This is a genomic window from Nocardia mikamii NBRC 108933 (assembly GCF_001613505.1).
Taxonomy (GTDB): Bacteria; Actinomycetota; Actinomycetes; order Mycobacteriales; family Mycobacteriaceae; genus Nocardia; species Nocardia mikamii.
On record NZ_BDCM01000021.1, the window covers coordinates 52,091 to 73,514 of the forward strand.

Consider the following 21,424-nt stretch of genomic DNA (forward strand, 5'->3'; position numbering starts at 1 on the left):
TTCACGAGAAGCGCTGTGGACAAGGCACTTCCGGTATATCAGCGAATGGTGCCGACACCCGGGACGAGAGGCAGGTCCAGCGGCGTCACCCAGCCGGGCGGCAGGGCGTTGACCGCGGGGACGGCGTTCAGGGCACGCATCCCGGTGGCGAGACATCCGGCCACGGCGGGTGTGCGCCCCGAGCCGTCGGTGAACCGGAAGGAGGTTTCCTGCGAGATGGACGGCGTGCCGACGATGTCGACCCGGTACACGTCGTCCTTCGTGCCGGCGGGCCAGTCGGGAGCGGCGTCGGTGCCGATGCGGTTGACGTGCTCGAGAGTGATGACCTCGCGGCCGTGGTAGACCCCGTTGATCGTGAACCGGATGGCCGCGACGTTGCCGGCCGCGACGACACCCTTCGCGGACGGCCGATCCACGGGAGTCACCCATTTGTCCCACGTGGTGGTGATGGCGTCGAGTTCGATGCCCACGGCTGTCGCGATCATCGGCACGGTGGCGCCCCACGCCATGATCAGCAGATCGGGAATCTCCAGCATGGCCCGGAATTCCGGCGGCCGCCCGATACCCATCTCGACTTCGTAATCGCCCTCGTAGGAGGTGTAGTCGAGTAGCTCCGAGGCGCGCACCGACTCCACCTCCCCGCACAGGCCCAGCAGTGTCATCGGGAACAGGTCGTTGGCGAAGCCCGGATCGATACCGGTGGTGAAGCAGGACGCGCCACCCTCGGTGCAGGCCTCGGTGATCGGATCGCGCCAGGCGGCGGGTGTCTGCGCCATCTCCGGCCAGACCCACGGTGTCATCGCGGTGGAGCACACGTCGATTCCCGCCCGCAGGAACGACCCGATGACCCGGATGTTCTCGTCGGCGAACTGTGCGGTCGGCCCGTAGTGCACCACCGCGTCGGGGCGCAGCGCGATCAGTTCCTCCACCGAATCCGTGGCGAGGACACCCGTTTCGCCGCCGCCGCACAGCAGTCCGGCGTCGCGCCCGACCTTGTCCGGATTGCTGACACCGACACCCACCAACTCGAAGAGTGGATGACGGATGATCTCGGCGAGCACCATGGAGCCCACCACCCCGGTACCCCAGAGGACGATTCGCTTCTTCGCGTCGGTCACCGGAACTCCTTGCAGCCGTGAATGTTTCAGTTGTGGTATTCGCCGCAGTCGACGGTGAGAATCTGTCCCGTGACGGCGGAGGCGAGGTCGCTGGCGAGGAACAGGGCGGCGCGGGCGACCTCTTCCGGGGCGGCGAGGCGTTTGAGGTCGGTGGGTTCGGCCTTGCGCCGGTAGATCTCCTCGTGGGTGACGCCGTCCTGGGCGGCGAGCCAGTCGAAGTAGGCCTTGTTCACGTCCTCGTAGATGTAGGAGGGGGCGACGCTGTTGACCCGGATGCCTCGCGGGCCCAGTTCGGTGGCCAGCGACGAGGCGAGATGGGCGAGTGTGCCTTTCGACAGTTTGTAGCCGGCGTAGATCGGCTCGGAATCGAAGCTCACACAGGAATTGAGCATGATGATCGAGCCGCGCGTGGCGGCCAGCGCGTCGGCGAACAGTGTCGAAAGCCGCAGCGGCGCGAAGACATTCGTCTCGTTCGCGGTGCGCAGCGCGTCCAGTTCGATACCGGTGATCGGTTCCATCGGCGGGATGGCGAAGGCGTTGTTGATCAGGCAGTCGACCCGGCCGAATTCGGCGAGGGCCCGCTCGACCAGCGCACTCCGCTGCTCTTCGTCGGTGATGTCGGTGGGCACCACCAGGGCCTTGCGGCCGTAAGACCGCACCACCTCGGCCATCTTCTCCAGCCGGCGTTCGGTGCGGCTGACCAGCACCAGATCCGCGCCCATCCGGGCGGCCTCGGCGCCCAGCGCGCGGCCGAGACCCGGGCCCACACCCGACAGCACGACGACCTTGCCCTCGAGCAGGGGGAGCGGCCGATAGGTATCCGCGGGGGCGATCGGCTGGTCGGTAGTGGACACGACGTCTCCTCGAATTCAGCAGTTACAGAATGTAACGACTCAGATGTGACAGACTGTAACGACTGATGCTCGCGCTGACAAGGACGGTTGTGTCGTGAACGTTCGCCATCGGCTCGGGCCGCATCGTGATCCGGAGGTGGATCGAGCGATCCTCGAGGCCGCCCGCGAGCTGCTGGTGGAACGGGGCTATGCCGCCGTGTCGATCGACGCGATCGCCACCCGTGCCGGGGTGAGCCGGCCCGCGATCTACCGGCGCTGGCCGTCGAAGGCGCATCTGATCGCGCGAGCGGTCTTTCCGGATGTCAGCGGCGAAGAAGCGGCGACCGATCTGGTCGAGGAGATCCGCACGGTGATCCGGGGCACGATCCAGCTCTTCGGGGCGCGGCCCGCGCGCGAGGCGATGCCCGGGTTGATGACCGAGATGCGCGCGGATTCCGGTCTGTATCAGAAACTTTCAGCGCGGCTCGATACCCCGACCCGGCGCGAACTCGCGCGTTATCTGGATTCCGGGGCCGTCCGCGCCGGGGTCGATTCGGACACCGTGCTGGATATGATCGCCGGCGCCGCGCTGTTCGCCATGTGTATCCGGGACATCGACGATACGGACGGGTTCGCCCGCTCGCTCGAGGAATTGGTCCTCTACGGGCTGGTCGGTGTGCCCGCGGGCGAGGCGGAGGAACCGCGAGCGTAGGCCGGCGATATCCGGTCGCGGGGAAATCGGACGGCCGCATTCCGGCGCGGAACCGGTTTTGGCAGAGTGGACGCCGTGAATTCCTCGGATTCGAAATACACACCGCGACCGATGTCGAACCGCACCACGTATGCACTGGGCGCGGTGGCGCTGGTTGTCGTCGCGGTAATCGTGGTGCTCGTCGTGCGCTGGAACAGCGACCATGGTCTGACGGTGCAGGAGGACGGCTACGGCGCCGCGCACGATCCCGCCGTGCAGGCACTCCTGGATTCCGACGGCGCGATCGTGCTCGGTAAGACCGCCGCGGCGAAGACGATCGATATGTTCGAAGATCCGATGTGCCCGTCCTGCGGGGCGCTCGAGCATTACTACGGACAGCAGATCGCCAAGGCGATCGACGAGGGAAAGCTCGCGGTCCGCTACCGGTTCGTGAACTTCCTGGATCCCAAGTCGAGCAGTAAGGACTATTCCACCCGCGCGGTGGCCGCCGGCGAATGTGTGGCCGATGCCGGTGACGGCCCGGTGTTTTCGAAATTCCACATGGCGCTGTTCACCACGAAGCAGCCCAGCGAAGACGGCGGCAATCTGACCAACGATCAATTGGCCGCGATCGCCAAGGATTCCGGTGCGTCCGCCGAGGTGCAATCCTGCATCGCCAAGGGGGACCGGGTGGATTCGGCCCGTAACCACGCCCAGTCGTCGCTGGCGGCGTTGAAGGACGCGGTCGGCCAGGTGCAGACCCCCACCGTGCTCGACGGCGGTAAGAACGTCGACGTGGAAAATTCGGATTGGGTCACCAAGCTGGTGAGCTGATCACCTCCGCGCGGCACTGTCGCGCTTGCCGAGGTCCCGGCCCGGGCGGTATCCCCAACCGCCCGGGCCGGAGTCGTAGCATCGGCGCTCAACAGATCTCGTCGTCGCCGAGTAGCACCTCGTAGATGCGATTGCGCGCGTCCGCGATCGAGTTCACGGTGTCACGCAATTGCCCTGCCATGGCGGCGTAACCGGCGCCCGCGGCTGTGCGGTCGAGTTCGGATTCCAGCCGGAGCCGCAACTTCTCGAGCGCGGCGATCCGTTCCCGTTCCACACCGGCGTCGATAACGGTCGGCGCGGGTGGACGATCCTGGCAAGTCATGGTGTTCGCGGTGTCCTCCGATCACTCGTGTATGTGGTGGTGTAACGAAAGGTGTTCAGTGCCGGTAACTTTTACCGGTGAGGAGACAGTCCTCCGGGGTGCCCTCCGTGAGGCGTCGATGAACCAGGGCGTGATCTCCGATCGGGTAGGCCGCGTCGAGCGTCGAAACAGGCCATGCCACAACGGATGTGGATACCGGGCCCGAGCCGACCAGCGGCGTCTCGGTATCCCGATTCGGAAACAGGTAGCGAGCCACCTCGTCGACCGTGGTGCGCACGTCGCCGGTCGGACTCGTCCACTGCATCCGGTCCGCATCGAGCCGGCGCACCTCCCACCGAGTCCTGTGCTGCACGGTGAGCAGCGCCAAGTGGGAATGGTGGGAACACAACGTCAACCCTTGTCCGCTCGGCGAACTCGCGTCCACGTCGGTATTGCCCGTGCTCCCCTCCGGTACGGGCAAGTCCGTTGTCACGGTGGGCATTACGCAGCCCGGGAATGCGCACAGGCCGTCGATTCGCACGGCGGATTCGGCCACGGTGACCGATTCGCCTCGTTCGACGATCCGCCGCGCGAGTTCCGCGTCGATCGGCCCGTAGCCGGCCAGATAGGCGGGTTCTTCGCTGTCTCCGCCGAGGGTTTCGGCGCTGACGCCGACCTGAATCAGCGGCCGGCGGTTTCCGGCTCGTCCGGACGTGCGCGGAATATTCGGCGCAGTCCGCTCGGAACCGATTGCGGTGCAGCGCTTTCCGCGTCCGCAGGCGCAGTCGAGCCGCTGTGCCCCCTCGGCGAGAGCGACGAGTGCGTCGGCGCGGCGTTGCGGCATGGTGCGCGGGTCCGCGGCGCAGACCTCGTGGGCCATATCGCGCAGTCGCGTCGCGACCGTCTGTGCTCCGTCCGCGGGCAGCAGGCCCGCCACGACCGCGGCTCCGTCCTGGACCGCGGTCAGGCGGATATCGCGGCAGTCCTCGCGCTGTTCGCGCCGGCGCTGCTCACCCGGGCCGTCGAGCCGGCTCAACCAGCGACGCGCGGTCTGCCGTAGCCGCGCCGGTGTGGTTCGTGCGGCGGCCTCGACCAGCGGAACTTCGAGATCGGCCAGCAGATCGCCGGACAGCCCGCGCGTATTGTCGACGATCACCTGCACCCGCGACAGATCGATGCGGCCGGATCCGAACGCCTCCCGGGTATGCGGCAGCGCGTCCAGTGCCAACCCGATATCGATCAGCGCGGCCGCGAGCTGTTCGGATATCTGCACCGCCATCGAGACCTCCGCCGCGGCGAACTCTCCCGCCCGCACCCCGCCCGGCCCGGGCGCGGCGTTGCCGGCGCGATGCCGCCGATACAACTCGCGCACCGCCCGCACCTCCGCCGCCTGTGCGAATGCCGCCGCCCCATGTGCCCGTCGCAGCGCATCGACCAGCCCCTCGTCGCTCATCGCCTGAACTCTCTGCCATCGAACATGTGTTCGAGTCTATCGTTCGAACGTGTGTTCCACCACCCCTGTATGCAGGCGATTTGGTACGCCGAGTCCACGTGGTGTAACTTCTTTCAAGCACGCGGGGAACACCTCCGAGGTGCGAAAACGCGGGGCTATGGCGCAGCTGGTAGCGCACCACACTGGCAGTGTGGGGGTCAGGGGTTCGAGTCCCCTTAGCTCCACCACGTTCGTTGTTACGCGAACACTTTTTCTGCGGTCTTGACCGGCGTTCTTCGCTGATCAGGGCCGCAGTTTTGTTATGGGTGGGTGTACTGCGGGATGCCGCGCGCCATCAACGCCACGCTGGTGGCGAAGAAGGTGTTCGCGGACCGTGATCTGCTCCCGGTCCGCGACATCGCCTGATCCGCCGAGCTGCGATACCGGGCCCCGCCAGGCTTCGCGGTCGCGCGCCGGTTGCCCGGCTGTCTCGGGGGTCCGATCGTGACCGTTCACCTGCTGCCCCCGACCGGCTCCAGGCAGTGTCCGCAGGCACGCTAAGTTGCTCTCCATTCTTCGCCGAAAGTCTGGACAGCGCTGGGCTTAGTTATGTATGTTAATCAATATTCTGAGCTGCCGAGAGGCGAGTCCGACCGTTGGGCCCGCACCACTCGCGGCAGCCGCCCTCTCACCGTGGAGACGGAGGCTTCGACGATGAACCCCTATGTCCTGATTCAGAATCTGCTCAACCAGCTCGATCTCGGATCCGCAGGGATCAGCGCCCAGTAGCGGGCGCATCCGCGCCGGGGTCGAGGGGCGGCTCGAGCATCGGGACGAGATAGTGCCGGGCGAGGGCCGCTACCTGATCGTCGTCGTCGAGGTCGATGACCTGGCTGGGGACCGCCAGATAGGAGGCGGAGATCCGGACCATCAACTCGGCCACCAGATCGACGTCGACCTCTTGGGCGACATGGCCGGCGCGCTGCTCGCGGCGGAGCTGGTCGGCGACGAACCGGCGCACCATGGCGACGGTATGGCCTTGATCGCCGATCATCGATCCGACGAGCATGTCGGGTTCGGCGGCGAGCAGGCCGCCGATGATCGGGTTCTTGCGGATCACCTTCAATGAGCTGACGAAACCCAGGACGACGCGGTCGGCGGCCGTGCGCGCGTGCCGGATGTCGACCAGGAACTGGTCGAAATAGCGCCGGTATTCGCGCACGATCACCTGCTCGACCAGGGCGTCCTTCGTCGCGAAACGGCGGTACACGGTAATGCGGGAGACGTTGGCCCGCCGGGCCACATCGTCCATGGTCGAGCGGCGGACGCCGAGGGCGCCGAACTGTTCGACCGCCGCGTCGAGTATGCGCGAGCGGATGTCGTCACCCTCGTCGACGCGGTCGACCGCGTCGGTGTACGCGCGTTCGAGTGGTGACGTGCCGTTCCCTGAACCCTTCGAGGGCGGTGATCCAAGCTTCACGGTGTCCTCTCCCGCGCTTCGTTTCGAAAATCCTGACAACTTCTTGTGATCGCGGCCACGGTGTGGTCTCATCAAGATACTCAGATACAGAGTTTGTATCTCTGTATCTGCTTCTCAATGAAGAGGGACAATAGCATGGACGGATTGGGTCTCAGCAGGCGCGATGCCCTGCGAGCAGGCGGTGGTTTGATCGGCGCTGCGGGCGCGCTCGCACTCGGCGCGCGGACCGCGCGGGCGGATCCGTGGACATGGTCGCCGAGCGGTTCCGTGGTCGGCAGCGGCGGCGGAGCCGACCCGCTGACCATGTGGGATCCGGAGGCGGATCCGGTGATCGCCGACGTCATGGACCACCAGGACATTCCGCGGATCAACAATCTGCTCCGGACCTGGGTGTACAACGATCAACCCATTCCGGACGGGTTGCCGCAGAATATGCGCGACTTCATGGAGTACGCGCGGCAGCTGCCGTCGTGGGCGGACGAGGCCAAGATGGCGGCCGGCTTCGAATTCAACAAGAAGCGCGGAACGTATCTGGGCGTGCTCTACGCCTTCGCCAGCGGGATGATGGCGAACGTCATCCCGCACGAGGCGCGCGCGGTGTACTACTCCCGAGGCGGTTCGCACCTGAAGGACCGCATCGCCAAGACCGCGAAGTTCGGCTACGACATCGGTACGGTCAACGCCTACCAGCCGGGCGGCGAGATGATCGTGACCTGCGTCAAGACCCGTATCATCCATGCCGCGGTCCGGCATCTGCTGCCGCAGTCGCCGCATTGGCCGAAGGAGCACACTCCGATCAGCCAGGACGACAAGATGGTCACCTGGCACAGCCTCGCCACGACCATCATGCGCACCTTCCGGGCCTGGAATCTGCAGATCCCGCAGGTCGAATCGGAGGGCTACCTGCACACCTGGCAGCTGGCCGGGCACTTCCTCGGTATTCGCGACGAATACATTCCCGCGACGTGGGAACAGGCCGATGCCCAGGCCAAGCAGCAACTGGACCCGATCATCGAAGCGACGCCGGAGGGCATCGAGCTCGCACACAACCTCATGGACCTGGGCTTCGACATCGATCTGACACTGCTCAGCAAGCCCATTCTGGGTGCGTTCACCCGATTCATCCTGGGCGACAAGATCGCCGACGATCTGCGGATCGCGCGTGAGCCGGTGTGGGATCCGTTGCTGAAGTTCAGCTGGGGACCGTTCGTCGCGGTGCGCGAGGGCGTGATGGGCGTGATTCCGCCGACCGCGGACGCGACCTGGCTGTTCGACGAATTCCTGCGGCAGTTCGTGTTGTGGTACATGGCCGAACTGCGGATGCCGCTGAGCATCGAAATCCCGCAGACCAACCGGTGATTCGCCGTCTTCGCGGGCGACGGCGATATTCGGAAGCGAAGGTGGAACAGAGATGACAACGAACCCGAATCTCTCGCGAATCCGGCGCGGCGCAACGGGAGTCTTCGTCGCCGCGACGGTCGCCGTGGGTGGACTCGCCGTGGAATTGGCGGTGCAGGGCGGGACCCTCGGCCATGCGGCGAAACCCGCGGGGACCGTGCAGCGGGTGTCCGTGGACATCCACACGGCCGATCCGGTTGCGGCGCCGACTTCCTCTGCGCCGCAACCGGAAAGCAGTCGGCCGGGGGAGTGGACGCCCACGCCGCCGGTGCAGGATTCCGACAGCGAGCCACACGAGCACACCGCCGGGTCATGAGCACCGCGCGAGGCGCGGCGGCGGCCTCGGAGACGTTTCCGGCGATCGGGACATCGGTCGTGGTCGTCTGCACCGACCCCCGGGAGCTGACTCGCGCGGCCGACCTGGTCCGCGCGCGGCTGGACGACCTCGATCGTGCCGCCTCGCGCTTTCGCGCGGATTCCGAACTCGCGGTGATCAATTCGCGCAGTGCCGAATCGGCCCGAGCGGGTCGGTCGGAGCAGTTGCGCATCCCGGTCGGCACGACCCTCGGGTCGTGTCTGCGGGCGGCGATGCGCACCCAGCGCCTGACCTCGGGGTTGGTCTCGGCCTCCCTGGGGGCGGCGCTGATCGCCTGCGGCTACGACGACGATCTGGACGTGGTGCGCGCCCGCGGTGACGTGGGCCCGCCCGCACCCGATCGGATCTTGATTCCCTTGCGGCACATGATCTTCGACGAGCAGCGATGGGAGGTGGCGCTGTCCCCGGGAACCGCACTGGATCTGGGCGCGAGTGCGAAGGCGTGGGCGGCGGACGCGCTCGCCGCCGAACTGGCCGCGACCGGGCCCGGTGGCTATCTGGTGAATCTGGGCGGCGACATCGCCGTCGCGGGCAGCGTCCCGCCGCAGGGCTGGTCCATCGGGGTGCGGGACTGGAACGACGCCGTGGTGCAGGTCGTCACCTCGACCGGGCAGGCGTTCGCGACCTCGTCGACGCGGCTGCGCACGTGGGTGCGCGGCGGCATTCGCCGCCATCACATCATCGATCCGCGCACGGGCCGGTCCGCCCGGACGCGGTGGGCGCAGGTCACCTGCGCCGGACCCGATGCGGTGCAGGCCAATGCGGCGTCGACGGCCGCGATCATCCTCGACGATCAGGCGCCGCGATGGCTGACCGATCGCGGCGTGCCCGCCTGCCTGATGACCGTCGACCACGAGGTGGTGACGACTCCGGGGTGGCCGGCCCCGACCGCGGCGCGGAAGCGGCACGTGTCATGACCAGTCCGTGGCTGTGGTACGTCTCGCGCGCCGCCGGGGTGGTCACCCTCGTGCTGCTCACCCTGGTCGCGCTGCTCGGGATGTTCACGGCCGCGCGGGTGCGCCCCCGGCTCGCGGTATCGGCCGTGGCGATGGGACTGCATCGCACGCTGGCCCTGGGCACGATCGTCTTCCTGGCCGCGCACATCGTGACCGCGACGGTCGATACGTACGTCCATCTCGGATGGCTGTCGACGGTGGTGCCGTTCACGGCCGGTTACGAGCGGCAATGGGTGGCGCTGGGCACCCTCGCCCTGGATATCCTGCTGGCGGTCGTCGCGACGTCGCTGCTGCGCCACCGGCTGCCGACCCGGACATGGCGTGCGGTGCACCTGCTCGCGTACGCGATGGCGCCGCTGGCGGTCGTGCACGGACTGACGATGGCCTCGGCGCGGGATCCGGCGCTGTTCGCCGTCACCGTCGCCTGCGGTGCGGCGCTGGCGGTCGGCGCGGTGTGGCGCTGGGCCCTTCCCGACGCGGATCGACATCGCCGCTCGGACATCGCTTCTCAGGAGTGGACGTGACCGGGCTGCCGGAGTTGCTGGCGGCCGCCGGGCTGCGCGGCCGCGGCGGGGCGAACTTTCCCACCGCAGCCAAACTCGAACTCGCCGCCCGCCACCGAGCCGAGTTGATCGTCAATGCCTGTGACGGAGAATGGGATTCGGCCAAGGACGCATGGGTCGTCGCGCACCATCTGCCCGAGGTGCTCGACGGCGCCCGGCGCGTTACGGCGCAGCGGGTGCGGGTGGCCGCACACCGCGGTTCGCGGACGCTGGCCCTGTTGGAGGCGGCGGGAGTCGACACCCTCGCGGTGCCCCGGCGGTACGTGTCGTCGGAGGAGTCGGCGCTGGTCCGGCTGGCGCACGGCGGTCCGGCCCGACCGGTGATGCGGTTCGAACCGATCACGGGCGGCGGCCGGGACCCGCGGGGGCGACGACTCGCGCCGACACTGGTACTCAACGTCGAAACGGTGTGGCGGATCCAGCAGATCGCGGAATACGGGCCGGGCTGGTTCCGCTCCTACGGCACCGCCGACGAGCCCGGCCCGCGGCTGGTGACCGTTGCCGACGGTGTCCGCGCCCCCGGTGTCCATGCCGCGGAGGCGGGCTTGCCCGTCTCCGAAATCCTCGATCGGGCAGGCGGTCTCACCACCTGCCCGCAGGCGCTGTGGGTGAACGGTCTGAGCGGCGGATTCCTGCCCGCCGAGGCGCGACATACGCTGTGGTCGCGATCAGGCCTGGAGCCGTTCGGAATCGGGACCGGCGTGGGCACTTTTCGTGTCCTCGCCGCCGGCGCCGATCCGTGGCAGGTGGTGCTGTCCGCGCTGACCTATGCGGCGGGGGAATCCGCCGGCCAATGCGGCCCGTGCATGTTCGGATTGCCCGCGCTGCGTGACGATCTGAGTGACCTGCTCGAGCGGCGAGCCCCGGCCGAGACCGCCGAGCGGCTCCTCCGCAGGCTCGCCCGTGTGCCGGGGCGAGGTGCGTGCCGGTTTCCCGACGGCGTGGCTCGGTTCCTGGCTTCCGCCCTGGACGCGTTCGGCACGTCACTTCTCGTCGAAAGCACGGGGAGCGAACGATTTTCGGCCCCGCACCAAGGATGAATCATGTCTCTGACAACTCGCGCCCTCGGTATCGCCCGGCCCCCGTCCGGCGTCCTGGCGGTCGATCGCATCGCCTGCACCGGCCACGGCATCTGCGCGCATGTGCTGCCGGAACAGATAGTTTCGGACGAGTGGGGTTATCCCGTCCTCACCGACTCCGGGCCGGATCCCGCGCTCGCGGCCGAGGCGATCAAACTCTGCCCGGCCGCTGCCCTGCGCTGGGTCGGGCCACCGGTCCACTGACGAGCGGATACGTTGGCGCCCAGCGCATTCGAGATCACAGTTCCGTGCGCACCGTCATCACCGTGGGCGCCGCCGTGCCGGACCACCCGCACGGCGAGGCGCAGGTCGCGATGACCGCATCGGTGATCGTGCCGTCGCTGTAGAGCGTGGTTCGCAGGACCGCCTGTGCCGGGTAGCCGCAGGCCTGGCATTTGCCGAAGTAGTTGAGAATTTCGCGCGATCGGACAGCGGCGATACTGCGCCGCCCGGATGCGCCGTCCGGGTGGATGGTTTCGCTGGGCACGATGATCCTTCGATTCGGTGGACCCGGCGGTGTCGGTGAACGACAATCGAGCCGGCCGGGATCCGCTGCCGAGACCGGCGATCCCCCTGCGATACCGCCGGGCTCACGCACCGGTCGTGCCGGGTCCGTCGTGGTCACGCCCCGTGGGGCCGATCGCGTCCGACGGTCGGCGGCACCCTTCCATGCTAAACCCTGCGCCTCCCGCGTGCATGAATTCTCGGTAACTTCCCGCTTGCGGCCGGCTTCCTGCGTAGCTACCGCTGATCGTATGAGCACCGGCTATTCGCCAGGTGACCAGTTCCGGGCGTCAACTTCACAAAACGTGAATTTCCAGTAACATACGCATTTGCGGCCCACGAATCGCCGGGGGCCGCGGCCAGCGGGCAAAGGTGCCCGTATCCGGTGCGTGCGCGGGTGTGTGCGCCGGATGTCCGGCCGATGGGTGAAAGGACTTGCGTCGCAATGCTGAAGCGACTCGATCGGCTGTTGAGCTACGAGATGAAGGTGTCCGAATTCCTCGGGACACTCGTCATTCTCGCCGTGCCCTACGGTCTCATCGGGGTGATCTGGACCCTGACGCACACCTCGCACCTGAAGCAGATGCACGGCATCGACGTGGTCATATCCTTCTTGGGATCGATCCTGTGCTGGCCCGTGCTCACCTTCTCGAACGTCTGCATGACCTAGTCATGATGGCGCTGGTGTGGCTCATCGACATCGTGGTGATCGGAGTCAAGATCCTCGGTGGGCGAATCAAGGTCAATCCTGTTCTCCGATTCGGCCTGTGGGTCGCGGTGTTGTGTGCGGTGGGCGCCGGGATCGCACTGCTCGGGGCGCTGGTGGTGCTGCTGCAGCACTACCTGGAGAATCTCCCGGAATGAACCGGGCGGCGGCCGTCTGAAGACGGAATATTCCATAACTTGGTAACGCCGCGTTCTATGCGAAAAACTGTGTGTTCTCGCACCCGATCTGATTCGACATTGCGAGAACAGTCGATAACTTACTATCTTGTGTCGCACCGAATCGGTGTGTAACACTTCACACGCTCAACGCCCTGGCAGCTCGGTTGCGGCTGTCCGTGACCAGCGGTGAGCGTGAGAAAGGAACGACCGCTGTGACGTCGACCCGAGCCTCCGATCGGCCGGACCCGCCGGCTCCGCCCTGGCGGACCACCGACGAGGGCGAGCTGCGGCGACTCGTCGATGCCGCCGGCGGCCTCTGGCGCCGGCATCCGCAACGTTCGCTGGAAACCCTCGGCCGGCAGGTCGCGCTGGGGCGAGAGGCGTTCGTCCAGCTCTTCGTCGCGATGATCCAGCGCCGGTTTCCGTACCAGGAATTCATCAGGCAGTGCGCCTTCATGGCCAACGTCTCGGCCGCGCCGACGGTGTTCGTGGCCATCCCGATCGCGGTCGTGGTGTCCATCGAGGTCGGTGCGCTGGTGAACCAGGTGGGCGCGACGACGTTCATCGGTTCGGTTGCCGCACTGGGGATCATCCGTCAGGGCGCGCCGCTGGTCTCGGCGCTGATGATCGCCGGCGCGGTCGGTTCGGCGATCTGTGCCGACCTCGGGTCGCGGACGATCCGCGAGGAGATCGACGCCATGCGGGTGATGGGTGTCGATCCCGTGCGCCGGCTGGTCGCTCCGCGGCTGGCCGCGGCGGTGCTGGTGAGCGTATTGCTCTGCGGCTTCATCGTTTTCGTCGGATTCGCGACGGCGTACATGTTCAACGTGTACGCCCAATCCGGCACCCCCGGATCGTTCATCGGGTCGTTCGCGTCGTTCGCGGTGGCCAGCGATCTGTTGATCGCCTTGACGAAGGCCGCGATCTTCGGCGCACTCACCGCGATCATCGCCTGCGATGTGGGTCTGCACACCAGCGGCGGTCCGGCCGGTGTCGCGAATTCGGTGAACTCCGCGGTGGTCAGCTCCGCGCTGATGTTGTTCGCCACCAACATCATTCTGACCCAGCTGGCGAATACCCTGCTCCCGACGAAGGTCGGCTGAGATGGCCAGCTCCTACACGCCGCCCGCGGCCCGGCCGCTGCGGGCCGTCGGAAATGCCGCTCTGGCCCCGGTGCACGCGAACCAGCGCCTCGGGCATCAGGCCATCACCTTCTTCCAGGCGCTGGCCGCGATCCCGTTCGTGGTCAAGCATTATCGGAAGGAACTGGCCCGGCTGACGGCCGATGTGAGCTGGGGCAACGGGTCGCTGATCGTCGGTGGCGGCACCATCGGCGTCGTCTTCATCCTGTGTTCGTTCGGCGGGATCATCGTCGGAATGGAGTCGTTCACGGCGTTGAACCTCCTGACCATGAGCCCGCTGACCGGCGCTATCGCCGGTTTCGCGACCACCCGGGAATTGGCGCCCATCCTGGCGACCCTGGCCTTCGCTATTCAATCGGGCTGCCGGTTCACCGCGCAGCTGGGCTCGATGCGGATCTCCGAGGAGATCGACGCGCTGGAATCGTGCGCGATCCGGCCGCTGCCCTACCTGGTCAGCACCCGGATGATCGCGGCGACGGTGACGATCGTTCCGCTCTACAGCGTCGGTCTGGCCGCCGCCTACCTGACCACCAAACTCACGGTGCTGTTCCTCGGCGGCACCACCGCGGGGACCTACGACCACTATTTCTTCCAGTTCCTGATCGGGCCGGACGTGTTCTATTCACTGCTGAAGGTCGTGATCTTCACACTGCTCGCCACCTTCATCCAGTGCTACTACGGCTATGTCGCCAGCGGCGGGCCGGAGGGAGTCGGAGTGGCGGCCGGGCGGGCGATCAAGATGGTGATCGTCGTGATGGTGTTCGCGAATCTCTTTCTCACCCTGGCGATCTGGGGCATCGACCCCGGATTCCGGATCTCAGGATAGGTGTCGTTCGTGATTCTCGATCCCAGCGGCCGCGGTGCGACCGCTCGCCAGCTCACGCTGGCCGGTCTCGCGATGCTGCTCGTGGTGGCCGCGCTGCTGTATCTGCTCGCGCTGCGCTACACCGGTCGTTTCAGCGAGAAGGTTCCCGTCCACGCCGTTCTCACCAGTACCGGCGACGGGCTGCCCAAACATGCCGACGTGAAATTCCGCGGCATGGTAGTCGGCACCGTCGACTCGGTCGAGGTGGTGGCGAAAGGGGAGCGACAGCGCGCCGATATCGCACTGAAACCGCATGTCGCCGAGGCGATTCCGGCCAACGTCACCGCCCGCGTCATTCCCAACAACCTGTTCGGCGTGACCGCGATCGAATTGGTCGACAACGGGCCCGATGCCGCGAAACTGCATTCCGGCTCGACCATTTCGCAGGACACCGGTGCCGCGACCATCCAACTGCAGACCACGCTCAACGTCCTGCGCAATGTGCTGAGCAATATCCAGCCCGAGAAGTTGGGCCGGGTGCTGGCGACGCTGTCCGCGGCGCTGGAACCGTCGGCGCGGGTGCCGGGTTCGACCGTGGAGCGGCTCGACACCTGGCTCACCCAGGTGCACGACATTCCCGATATCGGCGACCTGCTGGGTGATCTGGGCCGTGCCGCCACCGCACTGAGCCAGTCGGCGCCGGAATTGGTGGGAGTGCTGTCGGATTCGGTGACGACCGCGCGTACCCTCACCGAGCGCCGCTCGAATCTCGTTGCGCTGCTGACGAATGCGGGTGGCGCCGTCGACTCGGTCAACCGCCTGTTCGCGCGCAATCCGGATTCGGGCAAATTCCTCGTCGCCGGTCTGGACGATCTGTTCGGCGGCCTGGCCAAGGATCCCGAGGCGATTCCGTTCACCGCCGCCAATCTCAACATCGCGTTGCAGCGTCTGAAGACCACGTTCCACTGGGGTCCGAAACAGCAGATGGTGTGGGCGATGGACGCCTCGCTGACTCCGTTCCAGCAGTACACGGCGAAGGACTGCCCGCACTACGGTGACGAGTACGGTCCGCGCTGCGGTGGTGCGACGGTGCCGAATGTGGCTCCGCCGCAGGACTATCCACAACAGCAGCTACCGCGCTGGCTCGACGCGGCCGGACCCCGTCCGACGCCGGCTCCCGCGGCGCCGACCGCGCCCGCGCAGCAGCCGCTGATCCCCGGCCTGCCCGCCCTGCCCGGCGTTCCGGCGCTGCCCGGTCTGCCGAGCCTGCCGCTGATCCCCGGCATCACCGCACCGGCCGCCTACCGCGCCACGCCCGGCGATCCGGCGGCAACCCGTCCCGCCGCCCTGCGCGGGCCCGCGGCGGTCGCCGCGGTGGTCGGCGGTGCGCCGAACCTGGCGCAGCTGCTGCTGCTGGGGCCGGTCCTGGCCGGGGGCTACCTGACCGTCGGAGAGACGCCGGAAGGCGGTGTGACGCAGTGAAATCGACGAAGGCACTGATCGGTTTCGGCATCTTCGCGGTCGTCGCGATCGCGCTGACCTCGACCATCTACGGCACCCTGCAACGCACGGTGCCGGGCTCGACCAACCGGTATTCGGCCGTCTTCTCCGATGTGCTCGGCCTGCGGGTCGGCGACGACGTGCGCATGGCCGGGGTGCGGGTCGGCCGGGTGGACAAGATCGACTTCGTCGGCGACTACAAGGCCGGCGTGGAGTTCAGCATCCGGAGCAACCAGCATCTGACCACCACGACCAAGGCGATGGTGCGCTACCAGAACCTGATCGGCCAGCGCTACGTCGCGCTGGCGCCGGGGAAGGAAGCGGGCACATCCCTGCCGGCGGGCGGGCGTATTCCCCTCGAGCACACCGAGCCGTCGTTCGACGTGTCGGCCTTGCTGTCCGGCTTCGAACCGCTGTTCTCGGTGCTGCAACCCGATCAGGTGAATTCGCTGTCCGAGACACTGATTCAGGCGCTGCAGGGCAATCAGGTCTCGCTGAGTACCTTGATCACCCAGGCCGCGCAGCTGGCCGGAACCTTCGGCCAGCGCGACAAGATCCTCGGTGACGTGGTCTCGAACCTGGGCAGCGTGATGTCCGGCCTGGCGCATCGCAGCAACGAGCTGGAGACACTGATCACCCAGACTCGTTCGCTGATGGACGGGCTCTACGCCCAGGGTGAGGCGTTGAAGTCGTCGGTCGACCAGGTAGCCACCTCGACCGATTCGCTGGTCGGATTGGTGGCCCAGGTCAAGCCCGGCATCGCGGCCGCGCAGAACAAGGCCACCACCGGTGTGGCGCTGCTGCTGCTCAACGGCGCGTCGCTGGACCGGGCGGCGGTGCAATTGCCGAGCGTGCTCAACCGGGTGGCCCAGTTCTCCAGTTACGGCGCCTACGGCAACGCCTACTTCTGTGGTCTCGACGTCTCGCTGTGGGGCGTGCTCCTGCCGCCGGGCCTGTTCTCCCAGATCGGTGGCAACGCGCATTCGGAGGTGTGCCGGTGATGGCGAGGTTCGCGCGACCGAGGTTGCCGAAGGTGTTCGGATTCCTGCGCAACCGGTATCTGCGGCTCGGCCTGATCGCCTCGGCGACCGTGCTGATTCTGCTGCTCGGCTCCAGCGCGCTGACCCAGGCGCGCCTGGGGGACAAGACGATTCACGCCGAATTCGCGCAAGCCGCGGGATTGCGTCCCGGTGCGACCGTCGACGTCTCGGGGATCGAGGTGGGCGCGGTGCGGGCGGTGCGGCTCGACGGCGCCAAGGTGGTGGCGGATCTGAAGGTGCGCGGCGATCTGCGGCTGGGACCGGACGCGCGGGCGGCGATCAAGATGTCGACCATCCTCGGGCGGCTGCACGTGGACCTCGTACCGGGAAACGGGAAAGGACTGCCGGACAACCGGATCAAGCTCGATCACACCAGCGTGCCCTACAACCTGAGCAAGGTGATCCAGGACCCGCAGTACAAGGCGTCGTTCGAACGGATCGAGCGGATCGACCCGAAGAAGTTGCGGGAGGCGCTCGACACCATGAACCAGCAGATGGGCGACTCGCCGCAGCTGGCGGTGCAGGCGCTCGACAGCATCGGCTCGCTGGCCAAGGTGATCAACGACCGCCGCGACGAGGTCGACACCCTGCTGAAGGGAATGGATCAGGTCTCCCAGCTGGTCGCCGACAACCAGAACAGCGTGCTGATGCTGCTGACCCGCGGCGAGGCCATCGGTCAGGCGGTGCAGAAGCGCCAGCAATTGCTGAAGAACCTGCTCGACAATGTCGCCTCACTGTCGAAGTTGTTGCAGGACATGGGGTTGGAGAACAACAACCAGTTCGGCCCGATGATCCGGGATCTGAACACCATGTCCGAGGGGCTGGAGAAGAACAAGACCAACCTCGACCGGCTCTACGAGATCATGCCGGTCACCTTGCGGCAGTTCAACAACGTATTGGGCAACGGACCGTACGGCGACGTGTATGTGCCGTGGGGACTGTTCCCCGACAACTGGATCTGTTTCGCACAGGTCGTTCAGGGGTGTAAGTGATGAAACTGCGCGCACTGGCCCAACTCGCCGCGGTGTGCCTGGTCGCCTCCGCCGGCTCGGGCTGTTCGCTGCTGCCGGGTTCGCTCGGCACCGCCACCAACGAGGTGCTCGGCGACAACATGCGCATCAGCGCCGATTTCGACAATGTGGCCGGGCTGTACGCCGGCAACGAGGTCGATGTGCTGGGTGTGCCGGTCGGCACCGTCGAATCGGTGGAGGCCAAGGGCACCTATGTGCAGGTGGTCATGAAGGTCGACAAGAGCGTGAAACTTCCCGCCGACGCCATGGCCGCCCTGGTGAATCCGCAGCTGATCACCAACCGTCACGTCGAATTGGCGCCGGCCTACGACGGTTCCGGCCCGACCATGGCCGACGGCGCGCATATTCCGTTGCCGCGCACCAGGACACCGGTGGAGCTCGACCGCATCATGCAGACCTTCGACCAGCTCGGGGCGTCGCTGAAGGGAGACAGCGACACCGGGCCGATGGCCAGCCGGGTGTTGTTCCCGCTGCTCAACGGCAACGGCGACAAACTGCGCGAGACCCTGGACGCGCTCTCGGGCGCGTTCGAGACGACGTTCGCCAACAAGGACCAGATCTCCAATACGATCGTCAAACTCAACGACGTCACGCAGGTCATCGCCCAGAACGACCAGACCGTACGGGATTTCAGCGGCCGGCTCACCGAATTGCTGAAGCTGATGGGTGATCAGGCGCCCGGTCTGCAGGCGGTGCTCACCCAGCTCAACGATTTCGTCGCCAACACGGCCACGGTGGTGGGACAGAACAAGGACCAGCTCGCCGGGGCTCTGACCCGGTTCGTGGCGATCAGCGATCAGATGCGCGCCAACGCCCGCAATCTCACCGAAATCGTGGATGTCGCGCCGCTGATGTTCGAGAACCTGGCCAACGCCACCAGTTATGAACATCAGGCGCTGCGCCTGCACGGGCTGCTCGACAAATCCGTGCTCGACGGTGAAGCGCTGTCCACCTTCTGTGAGCGGGTGATGATGCGCCTCGACGGCTGCCGGACCGGAAAGATCGCCGATATGGGGCCCGATTTCGGACTCACCGCCGCACTTCTGGGGATCAGCGGAAAATGACACGATCACAGCGCAGAACATCGCGTCGCGGCCTCGTTCTCAGCGCCGTCGCGACCGCCACCACACTCGGCATCAGCGGGTGTGGGCTGACATTGGAGAATGTGCCGATGCCCAAGCCGGGTATCGGGGGTCCCGGCTACACCGTGCACGCCGCGTTCACCGATGTGCTGAATCTGCCCGATCACGCCCACGTGCGCATCGGCGGCACCGATATCGGCACCGTCACCGGTATCGAGACCACGAATTTCGTCGCCGATGTGCGGATGCAGATCCGCTCCGACATCGTGCTGCCGCGCGGGACGACGGTGGAATTGCGTCAGGCCACGCCGCTGGGCGATATGTCGGTGGCCATGACCCTGCCGTCCGCGCAGGAAGCGGGTCCGCCGCTGCGCGACGGAGACACCATCGGCGTCGATCACACCGGCACCGCCGCCTCCGTCGAGCAGTTGATGATGTCGGTGGCCATGCTGGTCAACGGCGGCGGTATCAACCAGGCCGCGCAGATCACCACGCAGATGAACTCGATGTTCGCCGGGCGCGGACCACAATTGGCGCACCTGCTGACCGAGATGACCGATGTGATCGCCGCGCTCAATCAGCGCACCGGCGATATCGACGCCACCCTCCAGGGCTTGAACACGCTCTCCGGCGAATTGGCCAGGCGCAAAAAGGAACTCGGCGCGGCGGCCGATACCTTCCCGCAACTGCTCGGCCTGGTGAACGAGAACAATCAGCGCATCGTGGATCTCACGACGAAGGTGTCGACCACCATGGCGGCGCTGGGCGATTTCACCGATACCACCAGCCCGCAGTTCCTCAGCTTGTTCGACAGCATTCAGAAACTCATGTCGGGCTTCACGGAAATGGGCGGCAATCTCACCGAGGCGCTCAACGGGCTCAACGACATCTATCCGCCGCTGATGGCGAGCCTGCGAGGTTCCGGGCTGGCCGTCATGCCGGTGGTGTCGTATCTGAGTATCGGCGCGCTCAGTGATCCGCACGGCAGCCGGTTGCCCGAAATCGGCGACGTTCCGGCATTCGCCGGCAGTTTGGCGCAGGTATTCGAGAAAGTGTTCGGCCGGGTCATCAGTCCACCGCAACCGGTGCCCGGGACGACGCCTCCCGGCGCGAATCCGCCGGACGCGCCCGGCGCCCCGACCGAACCTTCCCAGCAGGGTGGTGACCGATGAATACTCCGCTGTGGAATTGGGTGGTGCGCCGGCGCATCGCCCTGGCCAACCTCAGCCTGATCGTGGTGCTGGTGATCGGGTCCGGATATCTGGCTCGATATGTGTTGCGGTTCAATCCGATTCCGCACACCTTCACCGTCACCGTGCAACTGGCGACCTCGGGCGGCATCCTCCCGGGCAACGACGTGACCTTCCGCGGCACCCGGGTCGGCACGGTCGCCGATGTGCGGGTCTCCGGGGACGGAATCGACGCGATCGCCGAAATCGACGACAGCGCGAAGATTCCCGTCGGCGGCGCGGTCCACGTCGGCCGGTTGTCCGCGGCGGGCGAGCAGTACCTGGACTTCCGGCCCGACGCCGATACCGGTCCGTATCTGTCCGACGGCGCCGTCGTGGAGCGCGCACGCACCAGCGTGCCGATCCCGGTGCAGAATCTGCTGACCGACCTGAGCGGATTCATCGGCGGATTGAATCCGGACCGGCTCACGGTCATCGTCGACGAGCTGGACACCGCGCTGGGCGGGGGCCCGGATCGATTGCGCAACATGATCTCCGGGATCAGCCGTGCGATGGCGGGGCTGTCCGATCTGCTGCCGCAGACCCAGCAGCTGCTCGAGAACCTGCAGGTGATCGCGGAGACCACCTCGCACGCCCAGCCCGATCTGAGCACCCTCACCGCGGCGGGCAGCGCGCTGTTCCAGCAGGCGACCGCCGCCGACAACGAAATCCGGAAGTTCCTCGACCAGGGCCCGGGTGAGCTGGCGACCCTCGGTGACGTGGTGGCGAAGAATCAGGATCCGCTGACCGATCTGGTCACCAATTTCGTCGCCATCACCAAGGCCGCGAAACTGCGCCAGCCCGCGATCGAGGCGCTGTTTCCCGCGCTGCGCCAAGGCATTCAGGCGCTCGGCGTGCCCGCACACGACGGCGCGTATCACACGCTCGCCGACTTCTGGCCGCGTCCGACCTGCGACTACGACACGATTCCGGTCACCCCGACCAAGATCATGACCGATACCCGGGTGCGGCTGTACAACTACTGCCTCACCGCAGATCCCGCACTGCAGGTGCGGGGTTCGGCCAATGCGCCGCGGCCGAATCTCCCCGACAACGGATCCGGGCCGCCGCCCGGCGTCACCGGCAACGAGATGTCGCGGCCCATCCCGTCCGGCCCCATACCCGACAACTAGGAAGCGAACACG

General features: G+C 66.7%; 24 protein-coding genes and 1 tRNA gene. 19 read left to right on the plus strand and 6 right to left on the minus strand.

Features of this window, described 5'->3' with window-relative positions:
• Positions 1-38: 38 nt before the first annotated feature.
• Together NMI01S_RS28920 and NMI01S_RS28925 are read right to left on the minus strand one after the other, a co-directional pair.
• Positions 39-1,064, minus strand: coding sequence for an NAD(P)H-dependent amine dehydrogenase family protein (locus NMI01S_RS28920; RefSeq protein ID WP_063001908.1), 1,026 nt, complete (start codon positions 1,062-1,064; stop codon positions 39-41).
• Between the two features lie 80 nt (positions 1,065-1,144).
• On the minus strand, positions 1,145-1,972 hold the full coding sequence (locus NMI01S_RS28925) for an SDR family oxidoreductase (protein WP_245717075.1): 828 nt from the start codon (positions 1,970-1,972) through the stop codon (positions 1,145-1,147).
• Positions 1,973-2,066: 94 nt separating this feature from the next.
• Here NMI01S_RS28925 and NMI01S_RS28930 point away from each other — a divergent pair, with 94 nt between their 5' ends.
• Together NMI01S_RS28930 and NMI01S_RS28935 are read left to right on the plus strand one after the other, a co-directional pair.
• Positions 2,067-2,663 carry a TetR/AcrR family transcriptional regulator gene (locus tag NMI01S_RS28930; protein ID WP_063001871.1) on the plus strand — a complete coding sequence of 199 codons (597 nt, stop codon included), beginning with the start codon at positions 2,067-2,069 and terminating at the stop codon, positions 2,661-2,663.
• Between the two features lie 111 nt (positions 2,664-2,774).
• Complete coding sequence (locus NMI01S_RS28935) at positions 2,775-3,476, plus strand: DsbA family protein (protein ID WP_063001910.1); 702 nt, start codon at positions 2,775-2,777, stop codon at positions 3,474-3,476.
• An 88-nt stretch (positions 3,477-3,564) separates the two neighbouring features.
• Here the strand turns inward: NMI01S_RS28935 and NMI01S_RS28940 are convergent, their stop codons facing one another.
• Complete coding sequence (locus NMI01S_RS28940) at positions 3,565-3,798, minus strand: hypothetical protein (protein ID WP_063001872.1); 234 nt, start codon at positions 3,796-3,798, stop codon at positions 3,565-3,567.
• Between the two features lie 55 nt (positions 3,799-3,853).
• Positions 3,854-5,230 (minus strand): DUF222 domain-containing protein, encoded by a 1,377-nt coding sequence (locus NMI01S_RS28945; protein ID WP_063001873.1) that lies wholly within the window; start codon positions 5,228-5,230, stop codon positions 3,854-3,856.
• Between the two features lie 151 nt (positions 5,231-5,381).
• Here NMI01S_RS28945 and NMI01S_RS28950 point away from each other — a divergent pair.
• A tRNA-Ala gene (locus NMI01S_RS28950) sits at positions 5,382-5,457 on the plus strand.
• A 527-nt stretch (positions 5,458-5,984) separates the two neighbouring features.
• On the opposite strand, the gene NMI01S_RS28960 is transcribed toward NMI01S_RS28950, so the two are convergent.
• Positions 5,985-6,689: a TetR/AcrR family transcriptional regulator gene (locus NMI01S_RS28960; protein ID WP_063001875.1), complete on the minus strand. Its 705-nt coding sequence runs from the start codon at positions 6,687-6,689 to the stop codon at positions 5,985-5,987.
• Between the two features lie 135 nt (positions 6,690-6,824).
• Here NMI01S_RS28960 and NMI01S_RS28965 point away from each other — a divergent pair, with 135 nt between their 5' ends.
• The 6 genes from NMI01S_RS28965 to NMI01S_RS28990 are packed head-to-tail and all read left to right on the plus strand — an operon-like array spanning position 6,825 to position 11,265.
• The gene (locus NMI01S_RS28965; RefSeq protein WP_063001876.1) at positions 6,825-8,048 is read left to right on the plus strand and encodes an oxygenase MpaB family protein; all 1,224 of its coding nucleotides are present in this window, start codon (positions 6,825-6,827) and stop codon (positions 8,046-8,048) included.
• Positions 8,049-8,100: 52 nt separating this feature from the next.
• On the plus strand, positions 8,101-8,403 hold the full coding sequence (locus tag NMI01S_RS28970) for a hypothetical protein (protein WP_063001877.1): 303 nt from the start codon (positions 8,101-8,103) through the stop codon (positions 8,401-8,403).
• On the plus strand, positions 8,400-9,380 hold the full coding sequence (locus NMI01S_RS28975) for an FAD:protein FMN transferase (protein WP_063001878.1): 981 nt from the start codon (positions 8,400-8,402) through the stop codon (positions 9,378-9,380). The genes NMI01S_RS28970 and NMI01S_RS28975 overlap by 4 nt, the downstream gene beginning before the upstream one ends.
• Positions 9,377-9,943, plus strand: a complete 567-nt coding sequence (locus NMI01S_RS28980) for a ferric reductase-like transmembrane domain-containing protein (protein ID WP_063001911.1) — start codon at positions 9,377-9,379, stop codon at positions 9,941-9,943. The genes NMI01S_RS28975 and NMI01S_RS28980 overlap by 4 nt, the downstream gene beginning before the upstream one ends.
• On the plus strand, positions 9,940-11,022 hold the full coding sequence (locus tag NMI01S_RS28985) for an NADH-ubiquinone oxidoreductase-F iron-sulfur binding region domain-containing protein (protein WP_063001912.1): 1,083 nt from the start codon (positions 9,940-9,942) through the stop codon (positions 11,020-11,022). The genes NMI01S_RS28980 and NMI01S_RS28985 overlap by 4 nt, the downstream gene beginning before the upstream one ends.
• 3 nt (positions 11,023-11,025) lie before the next feature.
• Positions 11,026-11,265, plus strand: coding sequence for a ferredoxin (locus NMI01S_RS28990; protein WP_063001879.1), 240 nt, complete (start codon positions 11,026-11,028; stop codon positions 11,263-11,265).
• 34 nt (positions 11,266-11,299) lie between these two features.
• Here NMI01S_RS28990 and NMI01S_RS28995 read toward each other — a convergent pair whose 3' ends face one another.
• The gene (locus tag NMI01S_RS28995; RefSeq protein ID WP_063001880.1) at positions 11,300-11,548 is read right to left on the minus strand and encodes a hypothetical protein; all 249 of its coding nucleotides are present in this window, start codon (positions 11,546-11,548) and stop codon (positions 11,300-11,302) included.
• A 462-nt stretch (positions 11,549-12,010) separates the two neighbouring features.
• Here NMI01S_RS28995 and NMI01S_RS29000 point away from each other — a divergent pair, with 462 nt between their 5' ends.
• From NMI01S_RS29000 to NMI01S_RS29045, 10 genes are all read left to right on the plus strand, one after another.
• A complete protein-coding gene (locus NMI01S_RS29000; protein WP_063001881.1) occupies positions 12,011-12,235 on the plus strand; it encodes a hypothetical protein in 225 nt (74 codons plus the stop codon).
• Between the two features lie 2 nt (positions 12,236-12,237).
• Positions 12,238-12,429, plus strand: coding sequence for a hypothetical protein (locus NMI01S_RS29005; RefSeq protein WP_063001882.1), 192 nt, complete (start codon positions 12,238-12,240; stop codon positions 12,427-12,429).
• A gap of 305 nt (positions 12,430-12,734) precedes the next feature.
• Complete coding sequence (locus tag NMI01S_RS29010) at positions 12,735-13,553, plus strand: MlaE family ABC transporter permease (protein WP_063001913.1); 819 nt, start codon at positions 12,735-12,737, stop codon at positions 13,551-13,553.
• 1 nt (position 13,554) lies between these two features.
• A complete protein-coding gene (locus tag NMI01S_RS29015) occupies positions 13,555-14,418 on the plus strand; it encodes an ABC transporter permease (RefSeq protein WP_039780054.1) in 864 nt (287 codons plus the stop codon).
• Positions 14,419-14,427: 9 nt separating this feature from the next.
• A complete protein-coding gene (locus tag NMI01S_RS29020; protein WP_063001914.1) occupies positions 14,428-15,879 on the plus strand; it encodes an MlaD family protein in 1,452 nt (483 codons plus the stop codon).
• On the plus strand, positions 15,876-16,898 hold the full coding sequence (locus NMI01S_RS29025; protein WP_063001883.1) for an MlaD family protein: 1,023 nt from the start codon (positions 15,876-15,878) through the stop codon (positions 16,896-16,898). The genes NMI01S_RS29020 and NMI01S_RS29025 overlap by 4 nt, the downstream gene beginning before the upstream one ends.
• Positions 16,898-17,929: an MCE family protein gene (locus tag NMI01S_RS29030; protein ID WP_063001915.1), complete on the plus strand. Its 1,032-nt coding sequence runs from the start codon at positions 16,898-16,900 to the stop codon at positions 17,927-17,929. The genes NMI01S_RS29025 and NMI01S_RS29030 overlap by 1 nt, the downstream gene beginning before the upstream one ends.
• Positions 17,929-19,032 carry an MCE family protein gene (locus tag NMI01S_RS29035; RefSeq protein ID WP_063001884.1) on the plus strand — a complete coding sequence of 368 codons (1,104 nt, stop codon included), beginning with the start codon at positions 17,929-17,931 and terminating at the stop codon, positions 19,030-19,032. Before NMI01S_RS29030 ends, NMI01S_RS29035 begins: the two co-directional genes overlap by 1 nt.
• Positions 19,029-20,222, plus strand: coding sequence for an MCE family protein (locus tag NMI01S_RS29040; RefSeq protein WP_063001885.1), 1,194 nt, complete (start codon positions 19,029-19,031; stop codon positions 20,220-20,222). Before NMI01S_RS29035 ends, NMI01S_RS29040 begins: the two co-directional genes overlap by 4 nt.
• The gene (locus tag NMI01S_RS29045; protein ID WP_063001886.1) at positions 20,219-21,412 is read left to right on the plus strand and encodes an MCE family protein; all 1,194 of its coding nucleotides are present in this window, start codon (positions 20,219-20,221) and stop codon (positions 21,410-21,412) included. Before NMI01S_RS29040 ends, NMI01S_RS29045 begins: the two co-directional genes overlap by 4 nt.
• The last annotated feature ends 12 nt before the right edge of the window (positions 21,413-21,424 follow it).

Bases quoted from the DNA above. Each gene is read 5' to 3' on its own strand.
- NMI01S_RS28920 (WP_063001908.1), bottom strand. From the start codon at position 1,064: ATGGTGCTCGCCGAGATCATCCGTCATCCACTCTTCGAGTTGGTGGGT.
- NMI01S_RS28935 (WP_063001910.1), top strand. From the start codon at position 2,775: ATGTCGAACCGCACCACGTATGCACTGGGCGCGGTGGCGCTGGTTGTC.
- NMI01S_RS28940 (WP_063001872.1), bottom strand. From the start codon at position 3,798: ATGACTTGCCAGGATCGTCCACCCGCGCCGACCGTTATCGACGCCGGT.
- NMI01S_RS28945 (WP_063001873.1), bottom strand. From the start codon at position 5,230: ATGAGCGACGAGGGGCTGGTCGATGCGCTGCGACGGGCACATGGGGCG.
- NMI01S_RS28965 (WP_063001876.1), top strand. From the start codon at position 6,825: ATGGACGGATTGGGTCTCAGCAGGCGCGATGCCCTGCGAGCAGGCGGT.
- NMI01S_RS28970 (WP_063001877.1), top strand. From the start codon at position 8,101: ATGACAACGAACCCGAATCTCTCGCGAATCCGGCGCGGCGCAACGGGA.
- NMI01S_RS28975 (WP_063001878.1), top strand. From the start codon at position 8,400: ATGAGCACCGCGCGAGGCGCGGCGGCGGCCTCGGAGACGTTTCCGGCG.
- NMI01S_RS28980 (WP_063001911.1), top strand. From the start codon at position 9,377: ATGACCAGTCCGTGGCTGTGGTACGTCTCGCGCGCCGCCGGGGTGGTC.
- NMI01S_RS28990 (WP_063001879.1), top strand. From the start codon at position 11,026: ATGTCTCTGACAACTCGCGCCCTCGGTATCGCCCGGCCCCCGTCCGGC.
- NMI01S_RS29000 (WP_063001881.1), top strand. From the start codon at position 12,011: ATGCTGAAGCGACTCGATCGGCTGTTGAGCTACGAGATGAAGGTGTCC.
- NMI01S_RS29005 (WP_063001882.1), top strand. From the start codon at position 12,238: ATGATGGCGCTGGTGTGGCTCATCGACATCGTGGTGATCGGAGTCAAG.
- NMI01S_RS29015 (WP_039780054.1), top strand. From the start codon at position 13,555: ATGGCCAGCTCCTACACGCCGCCCGCGGCCCGGCCGCTGCGGGCCGTC.
- NMI01S_RS29030 (WP_063001915.1), top strand. From the start codon at position 16,898: ATGGCGAGGTTCGCGCGACCGAGGTTGCCGAAGGTGTTCGGATTCCTG.
- NMI01S_RS29035 (WP_063001884.1), top strand. From the start codon at position 17,929: ATGAAACTGCGCGCACTGGCCCAACTCGCCGCGGTGTGCCTGGTCGCC.
- NMI01S_RS29040 (WP_063001885.1), top strand. From the start codon at position 19,029: ATGACACGATCACAGCGCAGAACATCGCGTCGCGGCCTCGTTCTCAGC.
- NMI01S_RS29045 (WP_063001886.1), top strand. From the start codon at position 20,219: ATGAATACTCCGCTGTGGAATTGGGTGGTGCGCCGGCGCATCGCCCTG.